The organism is Streptomyces guryensis (genome assembly GCF_021261325.1).
Classification (GTDB): Bacteria; Actinomycetota; Actinomycetes; order Streptomycetales; family Streptomycetaceae; genus Streptomyces; species Streptomyces guryensis.
The window spans coordinates 565,677-584,145 of record NZ_JAJSBI010000001.1 but is presented as its reverse complement, the minus strand read 5'-3'; the positions used below and the strand labels follow the sequence as shown (position 1 = coordinate 584,145).

Here is an 18,469-nt window from a genome sequence, read left to right as displayed (position 1 = left end):
GCAGGACCAGTGAAATCGCTCTTCGGCAAGCTCGCCGACGGCACGAAGGTCCACCGCTGGTCGCTGGAGAACGGCGGCACCCGGCTGAAGGTCCTGAACTGGGGCGGTGTCGTCCAGGGTCTGGAGATCCCGGACCGGCACGGCCACTACACCAACGTCGCCCTGGGCTTCGACAACATCGACGACTACGTCGCCAAGACCCCGTACTTCGGCGCCCTGATCGGCCGCTACGGCAACCGCATAGCCAAGGGCCAGTTCACCCTGGACGGCAAGAGCTACCAGCTGTCCGTGAACGACGGCGTCAACAGCCTGCACGGCGGCAAGCAGGGCTTCGACAAGCACATCTGGGACGTCGAGCCGTTCGCCAAGGGCTCCGACGTCGGCCTGGTGCTGCACTACACCAGCATCGACGGCGAGATGGGATACCCCGGCACGCTCAAGGCGAAGGTGACGTACACGCTCACCAGGCACGGCGACTGGATCATCGACTACGAGGCCACCACCGACAAGGCCACGGTCGTCAACCTCACCAGCCACGTCTACTGGAACCTGGCCGGCGAGGGCAGCGGCACCGTCGAGGACCACGAGCTCACGATCGCCGCCGGCCGCTACACGCCGACCGACACGGGCCTGATCCCCACAGGTGAACTGGCGAAGGTCTCCGGCACCCCCTTCGACTTCCGCAAGACGAAGACGATCGGCCGCGACATCCGCGACGGCCATGTCCAGCAGGTGCAGGCCAAGGGCTACGACCACAACTGGGTCCTGGACAAGGGCATCACCTCCAAGCCCGAGCACGTCGCCACCCTGCGCGAGCCGCGCTCCGGCCGCACCCTGAAGATCGCCACCGACCAGCCGGGCCTGCAGTTCTACTCCGGCAACTTCCTCGACGGCACCCTGACCGGCACGGGCGGCAGGACCTACCGCCAGGGTGACGCGCTGTGCCTGGAGACCCAGCACTTCCCAGACGCGCCGAACCACCCGAACTTCCCGTCGACGGTGCTGCGGCCGGGGCAGACGTATCGCACCAGGACGGTGCACACGTTCGGAGCGTGAGCGCTCCACTCGGTAGGTCGTGGGGAGCTGCGGGCCGGTTGTGGCTGGTCGCGCGGTTCCCCGCGCCCCTTTCAGGGGCGCGACCGGCGCCGTGACGCGGGAAGTGAGGTGTCGGTTCCCGAAGTCACACCCCTTTCACATGCGTTGAACAACGTCACCCCTGACCCCGTATCCATGGGTGGCCCGTGCTCCCCCGCGCGGGCCACCCAAACGCGACGGGCCCGGTCGCTCCTGCCGGGCCCGCCCCATACGGAGGTTCCATGGCCGACAACGTCACCTCGCTGTTTGGCAGCACCGCCGCACACAGCCCGTCGATGGCGGCGCTGACGCGGCAGGGCGGCGACGGGACCGGCCCCGTGGACTTCTGCGTTCCGTGCAATCCGTACTTCCCCACCCCGGCGATGTTCGACGAGATGTCGGCCCGGCTGCGCGACATCGTCACGTACTACCCGAGCAGCGCCGACACGATCACCTCGGAGCTGTGCAACCTGCTCCAGCTGCCGCCGCAGTGCGTGGCGATGGGCAACGGCTCGACCGAACTGATCACCTGGATCGACCACCTGATGGTCCGCGAGTCCCTCGCCATCCCCGTCCCCACCTTCGGCCGCTGGACCGACCAGCCGATGGAGACCGGCAAGCGGGTCGACATGTTCCCGCTGCAGGAGTCCAGCGGCTTCGCCCTGGACCTCGCCAAGTACGCCGAGTTCATCCGGGCCCGCGGCACCCGGGTCGCCGTCGTCTGCAACCCGAACAACCCCGACGGCGGCTTTCTGCACAAGCAGGCGCTCGTGCAGTTCATGGACGCGATGGCCGACCTGGACCTGGTCGTCATCGACGAGTCGTTCCTCGAGTTCGCGGACGCCGAGGCCGAACCGTCCGTCGTGCAGGAGGCGATGATCCGCCCGAACGTCATCGTGCTGCGCAGCCTCGGCAAGAACTTCGGTCTGCACGGCATACGCTTCGGCTACCTGGTCGCCAATCCGGCCCTGGCCGGCCGTGTCCGCTCCATGCTCCCCAAGTGGAACCTCAACTCCTTCGCCGAGTACGTGGTGTTCATGCTCAGGGAGCACGGCGCCGAGTACGCGCAGAGCCTCCACCAGGTGCGCCGCGACCGCCTGGACATGGCCAGCCAGCTCTCCGCACTCCCCGGCCTCACGGTCTACCCCTCTCAGGGCAACTTCATCTTCGTACGCCTCCCCGTCGGCGCCGAAGGCACCGTGGTCCGCGACCGGATGCTCACCGAGCACCGGATCCTGGTCCGCGAGTGCGGCAACAAGATCGGTTCGTCCAGCCGCTTCCTGCGACTCGTGGTGCGCCCCCAGGTGGATGTGCGTCGCCTGGTGTCCGGCCTGGAACAGGTGCTCTACGGGACCAGGAGGGGAGCCGCCGTACCCGAGCTGGGCACCGGGACCAGCTACAGCTCGGGTACGGCGGCCGTGGACCGACTGGTCAGCGCCACCAACGGGGCGGGCATGCCACTTGCTGCGATGGCCTCCGGAGGTTCGGTCGCGGGGGCCGGGATGCCGATGCCCATGCCGATGCAGATACCCGCGGCAGCTCAGGCCCCGATGCCGGCGGCGGCGCAGGTGGCCCCGCAGCCGGTGGGCTTCCCTGCCCAGATCCCGATGCAACCGGCACCGGTCCCCATGCAACCGGCACCGGTCCCGATGCAGCAGCCGTTGCCGGCGCCGGTACCGGCCCCCATGCCCACCCCGGTACCCGCTCCGGCCCCCGGTCCCACCCCACCGGGCGTCCCGGCCCGCGGCGGCCTCACGGCGGCCCAGGTACGGGGTACCACCGGCCCGGTCGCCCCGGGCCTCACCCCGGCCCCGGCGACAGGCTGGCCCAACGCCCAGAGCTGGCCGAACGCCGCCGGGATGGGCCAAGCGGGCTGATCGTCGTAGGGGTGCGGTGCGTGGCGGAGTGCGACACCCCATCGCGGCACGTCAGTAGGCGACGGGCCACCCCGTACTCCAGTTCAGCAAGTTGATGCCCAACTTGGGCGTGCCGTTGTCGTTGCCGTCGTAGTAGTGGTAGACGATCAGGTCGCCGTCGGTGTCGTTCATGATGGACTGGCCGCCGGGCCCGATGACGCTGCCGTGCGACTCCAGCACCGGCGTCCCGCCGTTGCTCATCATCGCGACACCGCTCTTGTCGTAGTACGGCCCGGTGACGCTGGTGGCACGCCCGACCTTCACCTTGTACGTCGAGCTGGTGCCCTGGCAGCAGACGTCGTACGACGCGAAGAGGTAGTAGTAGCCGTTCCGCTTCACGAGGTACGGCGCTTCGACCGCCTTGGTCCCGGTGGGGCGGGAGGCGATCGAGTACCGGTTGGTGTTGGAACTGAGCTGCTTCCCCGTGGCCGGGTTGATCTGGATCATCTTGATGCCCGTCCACCAACTCCCGAACGACAGCCACCACTTGCCGTCGCTGTCGACGAACAGGTTCGGGTCGATGGCGTTGTAGTCGCTGGATGAACCGGACGTGTAGACGACGCCCTGGTCGGTCCAGCTGCCCGGCTGCCCGGTCGTGGAGGTGGCAAGACCGATGGCCGAGGTGTTCGAACCGAACTTCGAGACGGCGTAGTACAGCAGGTACTTGCCGCCCTGGTACGAGATGTCGGGGGCCCAGGCCTCCGGCACGGAGGAGTAGTTGCTCCACCAGCTCGGCTTGCTGGAAAAGGCGTCGCCGCCCGCGCTGAAGGCGATCCGGTCACTGGACTTTTTGTTGGCGAGCCCACCGCCGGTGGCGTAGAGCAGGTACTGCCCGGACGAGGTACGGATCATCGTCGGGTCGTGGACGACGGTGGAACCGGTGACAGTGCCGGGGTTGGGGTACGCCGACGCCATGCCCGGGACGAGGGCGAGCAGGACGGCGGCGGGGATGGCGAGGAGTGCGGTTCTGCGGGATGTGCGGCTCACGCGGACCCTCCTTGCAGTGGGGGGAGTTGTTCGGCATGTCGGTAGCCGATCAGAGCTTCGGACGGGACCGTAGAATCGAACAACTTGCGCGTCAATGGCCCGCGCCTAGGCTGTCATCGGTGCAGTAGATCTTCGGCGGAGATGCCGGACATACGGGGGCGACATGGACCTCTTCTTCACCGTCACCAGTGACCCGACGGTGCAGTCGTTGCGCGAGCTGCTGGACCGGCTCCAGTCACGGACGGCCGAAACTGGGTGGACCTTCGTCGCGGCCCGCGCCGACGCAAGTACGGGGTTCCGGATCGGCTCGCCTGCCAGGTCGGCGGTTCTGCTGGCCGAGGAAATGGCGGACTGGTTCAGCCAGGCCGGTCTGTCCTGGGCCGCCGTCATCGCCGTCCGGGCGCCTGACGGCACTCGGTTCTCCATCACCCCCGCAAGCTCCGCCGAACTCGCCGAACTCAGGCGCCGCGTGGCCCAGTTGGTGCAGCAGAGGCCGTACGGCGATCCCTCCGAGACAGACCACGCCGAGGGCGTAGTCACCCCGGACAACGTGCACGTCACCGACGAACGCTATGGCGGCACGAAGTACCACACCCCTCCCGGACCCGTCCTCGACCCCGACGACGACTGGTCGCGCGAAGACATCCCCGCGACCGACGATCAGGCGTAGCCCCGTGGGAGACATCGCCAAAGGCGTGCTCGGGGGCGGATGGGCGCTGGTCGTCGGGTGGATCCTGCCCACCGCGCTCAACCTGGCGGTGTTCCTGTTCACCGTCGCACCCAGTCTCCACCGGCCGCCCTTCCTGGAACGGCTGTTGCCGACGGGTCAAGCCGCGCTGCCCCTCCTCGTCGCCGCCATCCTGCTCGGCCTGGTCCTCAACGCCCTGCAGACGCCGCTCTACCGGTTTCTGGAGGGGTACGCTCTGTGGCCGACCGCAGCGTACGAGCGGGGTTGCCGCAAACAACGCGCGCGGCGCCGGCGCACGGCGGACCGGCTTGCGCTTGCAGCGTCCGCCTCCCCCATCAGACGAGCCCTGCTCAGCGAGAAGTTGAGCCGCTATCCGGCGGACGACACCCAGGTGGCCCCCACTCGCCTGGGCAACGCCATCCGCCGGTTCGAGGAATACGGGTACGACCGATACCGCCTCGACACTCAGGTCCTGTGGAACGAGTTGACGAGTGCCGCCCCCGACTGGACCCGCCGCCAGATCGACACCGCTCGCACCAACGTCGACTTCTTCGTGGCACTTCTGTACGGCCATCTGGCCGTGGCCGTCACCGCGTTCGCCGCTCTGGCCGCATCCGATGCCGACCACATGGTGCTCATCGCAACCGGTGTGAGCCTGAGCGCGCTGATCCCGCTGTGGTACCACGCGTCGGTGGCCGCCACCGACGAGTGGGCGGCCGCGGTACGGGCCATGGTCAACCTCGGCCGCAAGCCGCTCGCCGAGGCGCTGGGACTCGTCCTGCCGAAGGATCTGCATGACGAGCGCACCATGTGGCACCTGGTGACCCGCATGTCCCGAAGGCCGTACGCCCCGGCAGCCCGCGACGCCTTCGCGCCTTATCGCGCGGGCCCTACCGACCCTCCGACGCCCACCGCCTGACGTTCCGCCGCACCGCCGGCCACTCTCGCAGGTCGACCTCGGCGCGGACGGTCTTGCCAGGTGGCGGCTCGCGGTCCAGCACCTCCCACCGGTCGGCGAGTTCGTCTACGAGAAGAAGTCCGCGGCCGGTCTCTTCGAGGAGGTTCGAGGGCGGCGGTGTGCGCGGGTGCCGTTCGGCGCGGGTGTCGGTGACCTCGATACGGACGCTGCCCGTGACGAGCGAGAGCCGAAGCTCGAAGTCCCGGCCTGGGACACGACCGTGGGTGACGGCGTTGGCGGCGAGCTCCGCGACGATCAGCGCGACGGTGTCGGAGGCGTCACTGCCGTGCGGGATGCCCCAGGCGTCCAGCTGGTTCACGGCGAGGTGCCGGGCGAGGCGGGCGGCACGCGGGGTGGCGGTCAGGCACTGGGCGAACGCACGTACGGTGGCTGAGGGTTGGGAGGTGGGGAGGCCTGTCATGGGCCCAATGTGGCGGGACTGGAGGGCAGTTCACCAGGTCCGGGGCGCGTACGCTGCGGGAGCGTACGCGGTGACGGACTGGACAGTACATGTGACCGACCGTAACCATGGGCGCGGGAGGTGATCGACAGTGGTCGATGGTGCGGTGGGGACGGGTGGCGAACCTGAGCCTTCGGACAGCCTGCGGACGTTCGGCGCGTTCTTCCAGGCGCTGCGGGAGCACGCGGGACTGAGCCGCGAGGAGTTCGCCGATCTGGTGCGGTTCTCCAAGCACACGGTGGCGTCGGTGGAGTTGGGGCGCCGGATGCCGGACATGGTCCTCGTGGAGCGGGCGGAGGAGGTCACCGGGAACACGGGAGCGTTGCGGAAGGCGTTTCCGAAACTGGTTCGGCAGCCGGGGTTGGCCTCATGGTTTCGGCGGTGGGCACTCCTGGAGACGTCCGCAATCACTCTGTGCACATACGAATGCCGCATGATCCCTGGGCTGTTGCAGACGAAGGCCTACGTGCAGGCACTGTCCGCCGACCAGTTGCCGCTACTGGACGACGAGCAGATCGAGGAACGGTGGGCCGCACGCGAGGAGCGACAGCGACTGCTGCGGGAGCGGTCGAGCACCCCGTTTAGCTTCATCCTCGAAGAGCATCTGTTCCTACGGCGCACGGGCGGGGCGGAGGTCACGCGCGAACTCATCGATCACGTACTGGAGGTCACCGAGCTACGGAACGTCGAGATCCAGATCATGCCCCTGGTGCGGGAGTCGCACGCCGGCCTGCAAGGCCCCATGAGGCTGCTGGAGAACCCCGACAACAAATGGCTCGGCTACTGCGAGGGGCAGGAGAGCGGGCAGTTGATCTCCGACCCGAAAGTGGTCAGCGTGCTCCAGAGCCGGTATGCCAGGATGCGTTCACAGGCTCTCACCATTCAGGACTCCTTGAGCCTGTTGCAGGGGATGCGAGGAGACTTATGAGCACGTCCGAACTGGCCTGGTTCAAAAGCAGCTACAGCAGCGCATCCGGCGACGACTGCGTCGAGGTCGCCCTGGCCTGGCACAAGTCCAGCTACAGCAGCGGCGGATCCGGCGACTGCGTAGAGGTAGCCACCTGCCCCACCACCATCCACATCCGCGACTCCAAGAACAAGCAGGGCCCCCAACTCGCCCTCACCTCCCCCGCCTGGGAAGACTTCCTCACGTACGTCACGCGCTGAGCAGGCCCGTGGGGGCCGAAGGCTCCACCGGAAACCCCCACGGGCCGTTCACCTCAGGACGCCGGGCACTCCTTCCACGCCATGTGGTACGTGGTGCTGATGTTCCCGTCGGTCGAGTCCATGGTCATGAAGCTGACCTTGCCCGGGTTCGCCGTCCCCGCGTTCACTCTCAGCTCGGTGTTGATGTTGAAGTTGCGGAGAACTCCACAGGGCGCCCAGACCAGTTGGGCCACGTCCGTGCTGTCGGTGGCCTGCCAGTCGTCGTTGTACGTGCCGTTGAACGGGTGGGTCTTGGGCACCGTGTTCGAGGAGCCCTGGAAGTAGTACGAGGCCTTCTGCGTGGCGGTCGCCCCCGGCTGGAGCGAGAGGAAGCCCCGGTAGTCGGCGCTGGCGATGGCGTAGGTGAAGCCCTGGGGGACGTGCACGATCAGGTTGAGCTGGCAGTTCTTGCGGAAGGCCGTGGGGTCGGAGTTGCCGCCGGCCTGGGCCAGGTACTGGCTGTAGGTGACCGTGAAGGCCGTGTTGTCCGGCGAGACGGCGACGGCCGCCGTGCCCTGTGGGCAGCCGGAGCCGTTCACCGTCGCCACGTCGATGACGATCTTGTCCGGGGGCGGATTGTCGACGACGGGGGACGAGGCCGGCGCGGGCAGTGCTGCGGTGAGCAGAGCGGCTACGGCGCCGCCCAGAAGGAGTCCACCAGGCATGGTCTCTCCGGTTCTGTGAGTGGGGGGTGGCACACCCCGGCCGCCCTGGAACCCTTTGGAGAAACCGTGGGGATCCTGTGAAGGCGTGAGGCGATCCGCATCGTAGGGAGGCGCACACGAGCCAGTCAGGGCGAACTCAAGCCATTCACAGGTGGGGATTTCACACGACAGAACGCCGCCCACCGGCCGGTGGGCGGCGTTCTGTCGTGTCGTGTCACTTCCTGAGGTAACGCCAGCCGAAATAGAGCATTCCCGACACTCCCACGACGGCACCGGCGACGCACAGCGCTGTCGCCCAGGCGGCCAGGTCCTGGGTGATCCACAGCAGGCTCACCACGGCCAGCGCCACCGCGAACAGGAATCGCTCGCCGTGGCCGAGGTCGCGGCCGGTCAGTCCCCGGTGGCCGTGCACTTGTACGTCACACCCTTCATTTTGATATCCCGCCACCCGACCCTCGCAATATTCGGAGTATTCGGAGTAACGGATGCGAAGTCACCGCCGCCGCCACCGCCGCCGCTCTTCTTGCGGCAGTAATAGCCGAGCGCGTCGAGCTTCTGGAGGTCGCTCTTCCTCTGATACTCGTTGTACGCCTTGATCATGGCCGCCCGCTTTGCCGCGGGTGTCTGCTCCTTGGCCTTGGTGTACAGATAGCACCCGATACTGGCGCCGATCCCTACCCACGAAGCGCCCTTGGCCAGCGCCTTGGTCAGGCCCGCGGCGCCGCTGCCGATGCCGATGACTGCGCAGATCTCGTCCGCTCCGGCACGGGTCTGCAGGTCCGTTCCCGCCGGAGCCGCGGATGCCGTGTTCGCGCCGATACCGCCCACCACACCGGTCATGGCGCAGGCGAGTACGACGGAGATTCCTTTACTTCGCACGTTCACGAAGCATTCCCCCATTATTTGAATTGCTGCTTGGTCAGAGCGAATATGACGCTATCAGCGAGATGATCTACGCACAATGGTGCGAGCGGCACTGCTTACGGGTTCTCCCAGGCCTTTACGGGTTCTCCCAGGCCGCCGGCTCCGCAGCCAGTTCCCGTACCGGCTCGGGCAGGGCGTCCGCCGCGATGTCGGCGATGGTGACGCCCTCCAGGATGCGGCGGACGTTGGCGCGCAGCGCGATCCACAGCGGCAGCAGCGGCTGCGCGGACCCCGTGTACTCCAGGCCCGTGGGCCGCTCGCCGCGCACCGACACGATCGGGCCGTCGACCGCCCGGATCACATCCGCGACGGTGATCCCCGCGGCCTCACGGGCCAGCCGGTAGCCGCCGCCTCCCCCGCGCCGGCTGTCCACGATGCCGCCGCGGCGCAGATCGCCGAGGATCCCCTCCAGGAACTTGTGGGGGATCTCCTGCGTGGCGGCGATGGCCTCCGCCTTCACGGGCCCGTCGCCCTGCCGGACCGCAAGTTCAAGAACCGCCCGTACCGCGTAATCCGCCCGTGCCGAGATCCTCATACGACCATTGTGCTGGGTGCGGCCGTACACAATGACCTCGCACAATGACCTCACACGCGCCGCCGACCGGCCGGCCCGACGGGAGGCTCCCTTGGGGCTCAGCAGACGTACCTTCAACGCCCTCGCCGGCACCACGGCCCTCGGTCTGGCGCTGGGCGGCAGCGGGGCCTTGACCTGCGCCTACGCCGCCCAGACCGTCCCCACGGGCCCGCCGCCCGGCACGCCGGGCGCGGACGGGCGGGGGCACACGATCGGCTTCGACCACTACTCGCTCGTCGTCGACGGCAGACGGCTGGTCGTCTGGTCGGGCGAGATGCATCCCTTCCGGCTGCCGAGCCCGTCCCTGTGGCGCGACGTCCTGCAGAAGATGCGCGCCCACGGCTACAACACGGTGAGCATCTATGTGTCGTGGAACTACCACTCCCCCGCCCCGGGGCACTACGACTTCACCGGCATCCGGGATCTGGACCTGTTCCTGCGGATGGCGAGCGAGACCGGCCTGTACGTCATCCTCCGCCCCGGCCCCTACATCAACGCCGAGATCGACGGCGGCGGCTTCCCCGGCTGGCTGACGGCCACCGAGGGCCGGGCCCGGACCGCGGACCCCGCCTATCTGTCGCATGTCGACGAGTGGCTGACCCGGGTGAACGCCATCGTCGCCCGCCACCTGTACACCAAGGGCGGCGGGACGGTCCTGCTGTACCAGATCGAGAACGAGTACGACGCCTACGTCACCGACCCGGCCGGCCGCGACTACATGGCCCATCTGTACCGGAAGGTCCGGGCCGACGGCATCGACGTACCGCTCTTCCACAACGACAAGGGCAGGAACGGGTACTGGGTCCCCGGCTCCTTCGACACGGGCGGCGAGACGGGCCGCTGGCTGTACGGCTTCGACGGCTATCCGTCGCCGACCCTGGCGCCGCCCGACTGGGGGCACTTCGGGGCCGGCGGGGTCAAGGGCGGCGCGACCGCCAGCCCCCGAACCCCGGGCTTCGTACCGGAGTTCGGGGGCGGCTGGTTCGATCCGTGGGGCGGCGCCTGGTTCGACGGCAAGGGGTACGCGGAGTCGCGGCGGCTGCGGGACGCGGCGTACGAGCGGCGCTTCTACCTCACCAACCTCGCCAACGGCATCACCCTGCACAGCGTCTACATGACCTTCGGCGGCACCTCGTGGGGCTGGCTGCCCGCGCCGGTCGTCTACACGTCGTACGACTACGGGGCGGCCATCGACGAGGGCCGGCAGCCGACAGCCAAGCTGATCCCCATGCACCAGCTCGGGCATCTGCTGCGGCACATCCCCGACTTCGCCAAGCTGGACCGCGCGCCGGACGTCGAGGCGAACGCCGCGGCGGACGGGCTGAAGGCGTACCACCTGACCAACCCCGACACCGGCGCCCATGTGTACGTCCTGCGCAACGACGGCGACGTACCGGTCGCCTCCGGACTTCCGCTGCACGGCGCCGGACTCCCCGTCCCCGTGGCCGTCCCGGCGCAGGACGCGCGGCTGCTGGCCGCCGGGATCAGGCTGGGGCGGCGGAAGCTGCGCTACTCCAACGCCCAGCCCATGCTGGCCCTCACCGCCGGACGCCAGGAGATCGCCGTGCTCACCGGCCGGTCGGGAGAGGAGACCGTGACCGCACTGGAGTGCGCGAGCGAGCCGACGGTCACCGTGCTGGAAGGGGAGGCCGAGCAGTCGTACGCGGACGGCCTGTTGCGGGTCGAAGCCCAACTGGACGGCATGACACGGGTGTTGGTGAGCGGCGGCGGAACCTCCACCCCCCTCCTGCTGCTCCTCGCCGACGACGAGACCTCCGTGCGGCTGTGGCCGCACGACACCCCGTCCGGCCCGGTCCTCGTGTACGGGCCCGCCCTGCTGCGGACCGCCGCCGTCGACGGACCGTCGGTCGGGCTGACCGGGGACACCATCGAAGCCGCGGACCTGGAGGTGTGGGGACCGCGCGGCATCCATGAACTCACCTGGAACGAAAGGGAGTTGAAGGCCCACGCGACCTCCTCCGGCAGCCTGCGCGCCGCGCAGCCGCTGGCCGGTGCCGGGGCGGTCGCACTCCCCGCACTGACCAACGGCTGGCTGCGGAAGACGGAGAACCCCGAGTCGGCGCCCGCCTTCGACGACTCCTCCTGGACACCCGCCGAAAAGACCACCACCCACAGCACCACACCCGTCCCGGCCGGACAGCCGGTCCTCTTCGCCGACGACTACTCCTTCCACTACGGCGACGTCTGGTACCGCGGACGCTTCACCGACGCGACCGGCGCCGAGTCCGTTTCGCTGGCCTACAGCACCGGCACGCAGGGGCTGCTGATGGCGTGGCTGGACGGGCGGCCGCTGGGCACGCACCGGATGCCCGTACCGGACAACAAGACGGTACGGAAAGGGAGTTGGGCGGACACGGCGGTCTTCTCCGTGCCGGAGGAGCTGCGCACGGACGAGCCGCATGTGCTGTCGGTCCTCGTCCGCCGTATGCAGCACGACCAGGACGGCAAGACGCAGGACACGCACAAGGTGGCGCGCGGGCTGACGGCGGTCACCTTCACGGGGGCCGCTCCGCAGGTGAGCTGGCGGTTGCAGGGCGAGGCGGCGCCCGATCCCGTGCGCGGGCCGCAGAACAACGGCGGGCTGTACGGGGAGCGCAACGGCTGGCATCTGCCGGGGTACGGCGACGGAGGCTGGGAGGCGGTGCAGCTGCCGCGGGCGGACCGGCGGCAGGGGGTGACCTGGTACCGGACCTCCTTCCGGCTCGCGGTCGACGCCGGTACCGACGCCTCCGTGGGGCTCGTGCTCGACGACGACCCGGCCCGCGCGTACCGCGTCCAGATCTTCCTGAACGGCTGGAACATGGGCCAGTACATCAACGACGTGGGCCCCCAGCACACCTTCGTGCTCCCGAACGGGATTCTGCACACACGTGGCGCCAACACACTCGCCTTGGCCGTCCTGTCCGACGGGACCACACCGTCGGGGCCGTCGGACGTACGGCTGACGCTGCTGGGCGCGGCGGCCGGAGGGGTACCGGTGGCACCGGTGGCCTCCCCCGGCCGGTCGACGTGAGGCCCTAGGCCAGCCTGATCACGTTCCAGGACAGCGGTTCCAGTACGGCGGTGAGGGTGCCGTCCCGCAGCGCGGTGCCCTCGACCGGGTGCGGGGCCACCCGCTCGGGGTCGTCGAGAGTGTTGCGGGCGTCCGGGTCGGCGTCGGCGAGGGCGCTGTGCTCGACGACCTCCGTCAGGTCCAGGCCGTTCAGGGCGGCTTCGAGGGGCAGTGCCTCGGTGCGGCTGCGGTTGACGGCGAAGACGGTGACGGTGCCGTCCTCCGCGCGCACGGCGGTGGCGTGCAGGAGGTCGGTCTCGCCGTACTTCTTCGTCTCGTACGTCGGCGAGTCGACCCGGACGTCGAGGACCTGGCCGCGGCCGTACTTCGAGGCCTGGGCGAAGGGGAAGAAGGTCGTCTGGCGCCAGGCCGGACCGCCGGGCTCGGTCATGATCGGGGCGATCACGTTGACCAGCTGGGCGAGGCAGGCGACGGTGACACGGTCCGCGTGCCGCAGCAGCGCGATGAGGAGCGACCCGAAGACGACGGCGTCCATGACGCTGTAGTTGTCCTCCAGAAGACGCGGGGCCTCCGCCCAGTCCCGCGCACCGGAGTTCTCGATCTCGTGCCACTCCGAGATGTACCAGACGTTCCACTCGTCGAAGGAGAGGTTGATCTTCTTCTTCGACTTCAGCTTCGCACCGATGTGGTCGGCGGTGGCGACCACGTTCTCGATGAAGGACTCCATGTCGACGGCGGAGGCCAGGAAGGAGTCGACGTCACCGTCCTCGGGCTGGTAGTAGGCGTGCAGGGAGATGTAGTCGACGAGGTCGTACGTCTCCTCCAGGACCGTGGCCTCCCAGGCGGCGAAGGTCGGCATGGACTGGCTGGAGGAGCCGCAGGCGACGAGTTCGACGCCCGGGTCGATCTGGCGCATCGCGCGGGCGGTCTCGGCGGCGGTCCGGCCGTACTCCTGGGCGGTCTTGTGGCCGGTCTGCCAGGGGCCGTCCATCTCGTTGCCGAGGCACCAGAGGTTGATGCCGAAGGGGTCCTTGTCGCCGTGCGCGGCACGGAGGTCGGACAGGGCCGTGCCGGCGGGGTGGTTGGCGTACTCCTGGAGTTCGAGGGCCTCGGCGACGCCCCGGGTGCCGAGGTTGAGGGCCATCATGGGCTCGGCCTGGGGGCCGATCTTCTTCAGGAAGGCGATGTACTCGGAGAGGCCGAAGCGGTTGGTCTCGGTGGAGCGCCAGGCGAGGTCGAGGCGGCGGGGGCGGTCCTCGGCGGGGCCGACCGAGTCCTCCCACTTGTAGCCCGAGACGAAGTTGCCGCCGGGGTAGCGGATGGCGGTGACGCCGAGTTCTCGGACGAGGTCCAGGACGTCGGTGCGGAGGCCGGCCTCGTCTGCCGTGGGGTGCCCTGGCTCGAAGATGCCGGTGTAGACGCAACGGCCGAGGTGTTCTACGAACGATCCGAAGAGACGGGGGTTGACTTCGCCGACGGTGAAGGCGGGATCGAGTGTGAAGCGGGCGGTGCTCATGGGCGCCTTTCGGGGTGGGTGGTTCCTGGTGCGTTGGCGGCTGCGGGTTCGTGGGGGTTGCTCGCGCCCACGCGGCGGAGCCGCAAATGGACACAGTCCCGCGCCCCTAAAAGCTAAAAAGCCGCTGGCCAGCCGTCTCGTGTCCAGCTGAGGCGGTTGAGGCCCAACTTGGGGGTGCCGTTGTCGTCCGCGTCGTAGTAGTGGTACGCCAGCCAGTCCTTGCCGTGGTCACGAAAGACCGATTCTCCGCCTGGGCCGATGTAGCGACCGTGGCTCGCCAGCAGCAGGTCGCCGCCGCCTTCCAGCATCGGCTTGCCCGTGCTGTCGGTGTACGGGCCCGTCACCTTCGTCGAACGGCCCGCTCTGATCTTGTACGTGGAGTTCACGCCCTGGCAGCAGGCGTCGTACGACGCGAAGAGGTAGTAGTAGTGGCCGTGGCGGACGACGTACGCGCCCTCGACGGCGTACGGAGCATCGGGGCGGGTCGCCAGGTGCTCGACCGTGGCTCCCTCGACCGCCTTGCCCGTCCTGGGGTTCAGTTCGACCATGCGGATGCCGGTCCAGTAGGAGCCGAAGGCCATCCAGAGTCCGCCGTCGGCCCGGACGATCGCCGGGTCGATGGCGTTCCAGGTGTCCGTGGTCTCGGAGGTGAACGCCTTGCCGTGGTCGGTCCAGGTGCCGGGGAGGCCGGACGGGGAGGTGGCGACGCCGATCGCGGAGTGGTTGGTGCCCCAGGAGGAGACTGCGTAGTACAGCCAGTAGCGGCCGTCGCGGCGGGAGATGTCCGGGGCCCAGGGGTCGCCGGTGTTGTTGTACTCGTACCACCAGCTCGGGGGCTCGGCGAAGGCGTTGCCCGCGTCGTCCCAGTGGCGCATGTCCTTCGAGAGGCGCGCGCCGATCACGCCCCCGGTCGAATAGGCCACGTACTCCCCGGACTTGAGGTGGATGACGGTCGGGTCGTGGATGATCTGCTGTCCGGTCACGGGGAGCGGGTCGGGGTAGCTCTCCGCTGCCTGTGCCGTGGTGGGCAGGACGGCCAGGAGGACCGCCACCAGGGCCGTCAGCGCTCTGTGTGCTCTCACTGTCCGGCCAATCCCGTGTGTGCGACGCCCGCCACGATCTGGCGCTGGAAGAAGACGAACACGACGATCAGCGGCAGGCCCGCCATGAGGCCGCCGGCCATGAGCTGGGCCCACTGGATGCCGTAGGAGTTCATGACGGTCGCGATGCCGTTCGGCATGGTCATCAGGTCGGGGTTGTTGGTCACCATGTAGGGCCAGAGGAAGTTGTTCCAGGACGCGATGAAGGTGAAGATGCCCACCGCCGCGAGTGAGGGGCGGGCGAGCGGGACGACGATGGTGAGGAAGACCCGCCAGCGGCCGGCGCCGTCGATGAACGCGGCCTCCTCCAGTTCGCGCGGGACGCCCTGGAAGAACTTGTAGAGGATGTAGACCATGGCGGCGGGCGCGCACTGGGGGAGGATCATGCCCCAGTAGGTGTCGACCATCCCCATCTGCTGGACCGTGGTGAAGAGGGGCACGCCGAGGACGGCGGGCGAGACCATCAGGCCGGACATCACCATGCCCATGAGGACGCTCTTGCCGCGGAACTCGGTGCGGGCGAAGCCGTATCCGGCGAGGGCGCTGACGACCAGCACGACGGTCGTCACACAGACCGAGACGACCAGCGAGTTCACGAACCAGTTGGTGAGGTTGCCGGTGGACCAGAGGGCCTTCCACGCCTGGGCCGTCCACACCTTCGGCAGCCAGTGCGGCGGGATCTCGGCGGCCTCGGCCTCGGACTTGAGCGAGGTGAACAGGGCCGCCGCGATCGGCGCCACGAACACGGCGGAGACGGCGACACCGAGCAGGGTGAGGACGATCTGGCTGGGGGTCCAGGGCCTGCGGGACCTGGGGCGTACGGAGCGTGCGGTGCTTGCGGTCGTCCCGACGGTGGTCATCGGCCGCCCTCCTCACGGTTGCGCAGCAGCCACATCCGCGCCAGGGCGACGACTGCGATGATCACGAAGAAGATGATGGACATCGCGGAGGCGTAGCCCACCCGGTAGCTGGTGAAGCCCTGTTCGAGGGTGTACTGGACGAAGGAGCGGGTGCTGAGCTCCGGGCCGGGGCCGAAGTCCATCATCACGACGGCCTGGTCGAAGAGCTGGAGCGAGGCCAGGACCTGGAGTGCGACGACGAGGCCCGTGATGTTGCGGAGCATCGGCAGGGTGATGTGGACCATGCGGTGCCAGGCGTTCGCGCCGTCGAGCTTGGCGGCCTCGTAGAGGTGGTCCGGGATGCCCTGGAGCGCGGCGAGGTAGAGCAGGAAGCTGAAGCCGACCGTCCACCACAGGGTCTCGATGACGATGGCGAGCATGGCGTACGACTTGTCGGTCAGCCAGGGCGTGTCGATCCCGAAGGTGTGGTTGAACATGCCGATGCCCTGGGTGAAAAGCCACTGGAAGAGGTTGCCCGCGACGGTCGACGGCAGCAGGAACGGCACGAAGAAGCACAGCCGCCACAGCCATTTGCCGCGCTCGATGTGGTGCGCGAGCATCGCGAGCAGGAAGGCGAGGACCGTGATGCAGGGCACGACGAGCAGCGTGAAGTACGCGCTGTGACCGAGCGCGTCCCACATCAGCTGGTCGTGCAGGGCCTCGCGGTAGTTGTCGAGGCCGATGAAGCTCGCGCCCTCGCCGGAGATGTTGGCGTCGGTGAGGCTGAGGTAGACGCCGCGCAGCAGCGGCCAGATCACGAACAGCACGAAGAGCGCCAGGAACGGGGCGACGAACCAGCCCCCGTGCTGGAAGCCCTGCTTACGGCGTACGGTCGCGGTCGCGGCGGCGGTTCTGGCGCGCGCCGGCGCGAGGACGGTCTGAGCACTGGTCGTCATGCGACCGCACCTCCCTGCGCGGCGGTCCTGCCGTCCATCGGGTTCTTCGAGGCGAGAAGCTTGGCGAGCTCTTTCTTCATGCGCTGTGCGACGGCGGCAGGCCCCGCGGAGCCCATCGTGGAGGAGACGACCATCGGGCCGAGGTCCTGGGCGAGGACGCCGGTGGAGCCCGCGAACCACACCTTCGGCTCGGTGGCCTGGTGGTTCATGGCGCTGACGTACTCGTTCTGCGGGGTGAGCGTCTTGTACGCCTCGGTGGAGAGCGTCGGCCGGTAGGCGGGGATGTGGCCGCCGGCCGCCCACTGCAGGGCGTGCGTGACGACGTATGCGGCCAGTTCGTGGGCGGCCTCGTTGGTGGCGCCGCCGCGGCCCGACTGGTGCGGCAGGACGAAGGAGTGCGACTCGGCGTGGGTGGCCTGCCTGCCGAAGACGGGCGGCAGCGGGGTCGCGCCGTAGTCCAGCTTGGCTCCGGAGAAGACCGGCACGGACCAGTTGCCCTCCCAGGTGAAGGGGGCGCCGTTGATGAACTGTTCGCCGGTCGGGGCGCCCGGGATGACGTAGCCGTCGGTGACGTGCTTGCGGAAGAACTCCAGGACCTGGGTGGCCTTGTCGGCGTCGAAGAGGACCTGGGTGCGGGCGTCGTCGAACCACTGGCCGCCGAGCTGGGTGTAGAAGGCGACGAAGAACCACCACTGGAAGTTCTGGTCGTTGGTCCACAGACCGATGGTCTGCAGCCCCTTCTTCTGGACTTTTCTGGCCTTCTTGAGGACGTCGAACCACTCGTCGGTGGAGGTGACCGGGATCATCAGGCCGTCGTCGCCGAGCAGGCCCGCCTTCTTCAGCACGTCCCTGCGGTAGAAGCAGAGCTGGACGTGGATGTCGAGTGGGAGGGCGTAGAGCCTGCCGTCGATGACACCGCGGTTCCACAGGGCGGGGTTGTAGTCCTGCTGCCGTACGCCGTACTTGGCGAGCAGTTCGATGTCCCACGGGTCGAGGAGGCGGCCGGGCGAGAAGCCGGCGACGCGGCCCATGTGCATGACGCCGAGTTCGGGGGCGCGGTTGCCGGCGGCGGCCATGGCGAGCTTGGTGTAGAAGGGGTTGCCCCACTGGAGCGTGGAGTCCTTGACGGCGATGCCGGGGTGCTCTTTGCGGAAGGCGTCCAGCATCGCGATCATGTTGGCGCCGTCGCCGCCGCTGAAGAGGTTCCAGTAGCGCACCCGGGTGTCCGCGCCGGCGGCCAGTGCGTCCGCGCCGGTGCCGAGTGCGGCGAAGCCGAAGCTGCCCGCGACCGCGAGACCGCCTGCCGTGGCCAGAAGTCGTCTGCGGTTCAGTTCGGGTCGTTCCATGCCCTGCCCCCTGCCGTCACTGCTTGAGATCTTGAGATGTCGCCTGTGGGTCCCTTGCTCGCCTGTTCGGTATTTCGAAATGCGCTCGTAACTTCGAACGGGACCGTAGATAGGAAGCGCTTGCTAGTCAATGGGTTGGACAGGACTTTCCGGCCGGCGAGACCGTTCGCAGTTGAACGACGGCGTAGTCTCGGACGGCCTGTTGTGTGGCAGTGAGCGGCGGCGT

General features: G+C 68.6%; 17 protein-coding genes and 1 pseudogene. 7 read left to right on the top strand and 11 right to left on the bottom strand.

Translation table 11 applies throughout. The features are described from left to right. Positions 1-6: 6 nt before the first annotated feature. Positions 7-1,056: pseudogene (locus LJ657_RS02720) on the top strand (aldose epimerase family protein); the annotation flags it as partial. Between the two features lie 260 nt (positions 1,057-1,316). Then, positions 1,317-2,951, top strand: a complete 1,635-nt coding sequence (locus LJ657_RS02715; RefSeq protein WP_232646542.1) for a pyridoxal phosphate-dependent aminotransferase — start codon at positions 1,317-1,319, stop codon at positions 2,949-2,951. A 51-nt stretch (positions 2,952-3,002) separates the two neighbouring features. Here LJ657_RS02715 and LJ657_RS02710 read toward each other — a convergent pair whose 3' ends face one another. After that, entirely contained in the window at positions 3,003-3,905 is a 903-nt protein-coding gene (locus tag LJ657_RS02710; RefSeq protein WP_232646791.1) for an arabinan endo-1,5-alpha-L-arabinosidase, read from the bottom strand. A 235-nt stretch (positions 3,906-4,140) separates the two neighbouring features. Here LJ657_RS02710 and LJ657_RS02705 point away from each other — a divergent pair, with 235 nt between their 5' ends. Both LJ657_RS02705 and LJ657_RS02700 read left to right on the top strand, forming a co-directional pair. Then, on the top strand, positions 4,141-4,647 hold the full coding sequence (locus LJ657_RS02705; protein ID WP_232646541.1) for a hypothetical protein: 507 nt from the start codon (positions 4,141-4,143) through the stop codon (positions 4,645-4,647). Positions 4,648-4,651: 4 nt separating this feature from the next. Beyond that, a complete protein-coding gene (locus tag LJ657_RS02700; protein WP_232646540.1) occupies positions 4,652-5,584 on the top strand; it encodes a hypothetical protein in 933 nt (310 codons plus the stop codon). On the opposite strand, the gene LJ657_RS02695 is transcribed toward LJ657_RS02700, so the two are convergent. Further along, positions 5,556-6,044 (bottom strand): ATP-binding protein, encoded by a 489-nt coding sequence (locus LJ657_RS02695; RefSeq protein ID WP_232646539.1) that lies wholly within the window; start codon positions 6,042-6,044, stop codon positions 5,556-5,558. The genes LJ657_RS02700 and LJ657_RS02695 overlap by 29 nt on opposite strands. A gap of 130 nt (positions 6,045-6,174) precedes the next feature. Here LJ657_RS02695 and LJ657_RS02690 point away from each other — a divergent pair, with 130 nt between their 5' ends. Continuing rightward, positions 6,175-7,011, top strand: coding sequence for a helix-turn-helix domain-containing protein (locus LJ657_RS02690; protein ID WP_232646538.1), 837 nt, complete (start codon positions 6,175-6,177; stop codon positions 7,009-7,011). Continuing rightward, positions 7,008-7,250, top strand: a complete 243-nt coding sequence (locus tag LJ657_RS02685; protein ID WP_232646537.1) for a DUF397 domain-containing protein — start codon at positions 7,008-7,010, stop codon at positions 7,248-7,250. The genes LJ657_RS02690 and LJ657_RS02685 overlap by 4 nt, the downstream gene beginning before the upstream one ends. Before the next feature lie 53 nt (positions 7,251-7,303). Here LJ657_RS02685 and LJ657_RS02680 read toward each other — a convergent pair whose 3' ends face one another. The 4 genes from LJ657_RS02680 to LJ657_RS02665 all read right to left on the bottom strand — a co-directional run bounded on the left by LJ657_RS02680 (position 7,304) and on the right by LJ657_RS02665 (position 9,413). Beyond that, positions 7,304-7,954 (bottom strand): DUF4360 domain-containing protein, encoded by a 651-nt coding sequence (locus LJ657_RS02680; RefSeq protein WP_232646536.1) that lies wholly within the window; start codon positions 7,952-7,954, stop codon positions 7,304-7,306. 214 nt (positions 7,955-8,168) lie between these two features. Beyond that, complete coding sequence (locus LJ657_RS02675) at positions 8,169-8,366, bottom strand: hypothetical protein (protein ID WP_232646535.1); 198 nt, start codon at positions 8,364-8,366, stop codon at positions 8,169-8,171. After that, positions 8,345-8,794: a hypothetical protein gene (locus LJ657_RS02670; RefSeq protein ID WP_232646534.1), complete on the bottom strand. Its 450-nt coding sequence runs from the start codon at positions 8,792-8,794 to the stop codon at positions 8,345-8,347. The genes LJ657_RS02675 and LJ657_RS02670 overlap by 22 nt, the downstream gene beginning before the upstream one ends. A 160-nt stretch (positions 8,795-8,954) precedes the next feature. Continuing rightward, positions 8,955-9,413, bottom strand: a complete 459-nt coding sequence (locus LJ657_RS02665) for an RrF2 family transcriptional regulator (RefSeq protein WP_232646533.1) — start codon at positions 9,411-9,413, stop codon at positions 8,955-8,957. Positions 9,414-9,504: 91 nt separating this feature from the next. Between LJ657_RS02665 and LJ657_RS02660 the strand changes: the two genes are divergently transcribed. Then, a complete protein-coding gene (locus LJ657_RS02660; protein ID WP_232646532.1) occupies positions 9,505-12,486 on the top strand; it encodes a beta-galactosidase in 2,982 nt (993 codons plus the stop codon). Between the two features lie 4 nt (positions 12,487-12,490). On the opposite strand, the gene arfA is transcribed toward LJ657_RS02660, so the two are convergent. The 5 genes from arfA to LJ657_RS02635 all read right to left on the bottom strand — a co-directional run bounded on the left by arfA (position 12,491) and on the right by LJ657_RS02635 (position 18,243). Further along, on the bottom strand, positions 12,491-14,002 hold the full coding sequence (gene arfA, locus LJ657_RS02655; RefSeq protein ID WP_232646531.1) for an arabinosylfuranosidase ArfA: 1,512 nt from the start codon (positions 14,000-14,002) through the stop codon (positions 12,491-12,493). 113 nt (positions 14,003-14,115) lie between these two features. Beyond that, positions 14,116-15,084, bottom strand: a complete 969-nt coding sequence (locus tag LJ657_RS02650; RefSeq protein ID WP_232646530.1) for an arabinan endo-1,5-alpha-L-arabinosidase — start codon at positions 15,082-15,084, stop codon at positions 14,116-14,118. Then, positions 15,081-15,962, bottom strand: a complete 882-nt coding sequence (locus tag LJ657_RS02645; RefSeq protein WP_232646529.1) for a carbohydrate ABC transporter permease — start codon at positions 15,960-15,962, stop codon at positions 15,081-15,083. Before LJ657_RS02645 ends, LJ657_RS02650 begins: the two co-directional genes overlap by 4 nt. Then, positions 15,959-16,897 (bottom strand): carbohydrate ABC transporter permease, encoded by a 939-nt coding sequence (locus tag LJ657_RS02640; RefSeq protein WP_232646528.1) that lies wholly within the window; start codon positions 16,895-16,897, stop codon positions 15,959-15,961. Before LJ657_RS02640 ends, LJ657_RS02645 begins: the two co-directional genes overlap by 4 nt. Continuing rightward, positions 16,894-18,243 (bottom strand): extracellular solute-binding protein, encoded by a 1,350-nt coding sequence (locus LJ657_RS02635; protein WP_232646527.1) that lies wholly within the window; start codon positions 18,241-18,243, stop codon positions 16,894-16,896. The genes LJ657_RS02640 and LJ657_RS02635 overlap by 4 nt, the downstream gene beginning before the upstream one ends. Between the last annotated feature and the right edge of the window lie 226 nt (positions 18,244-18,469).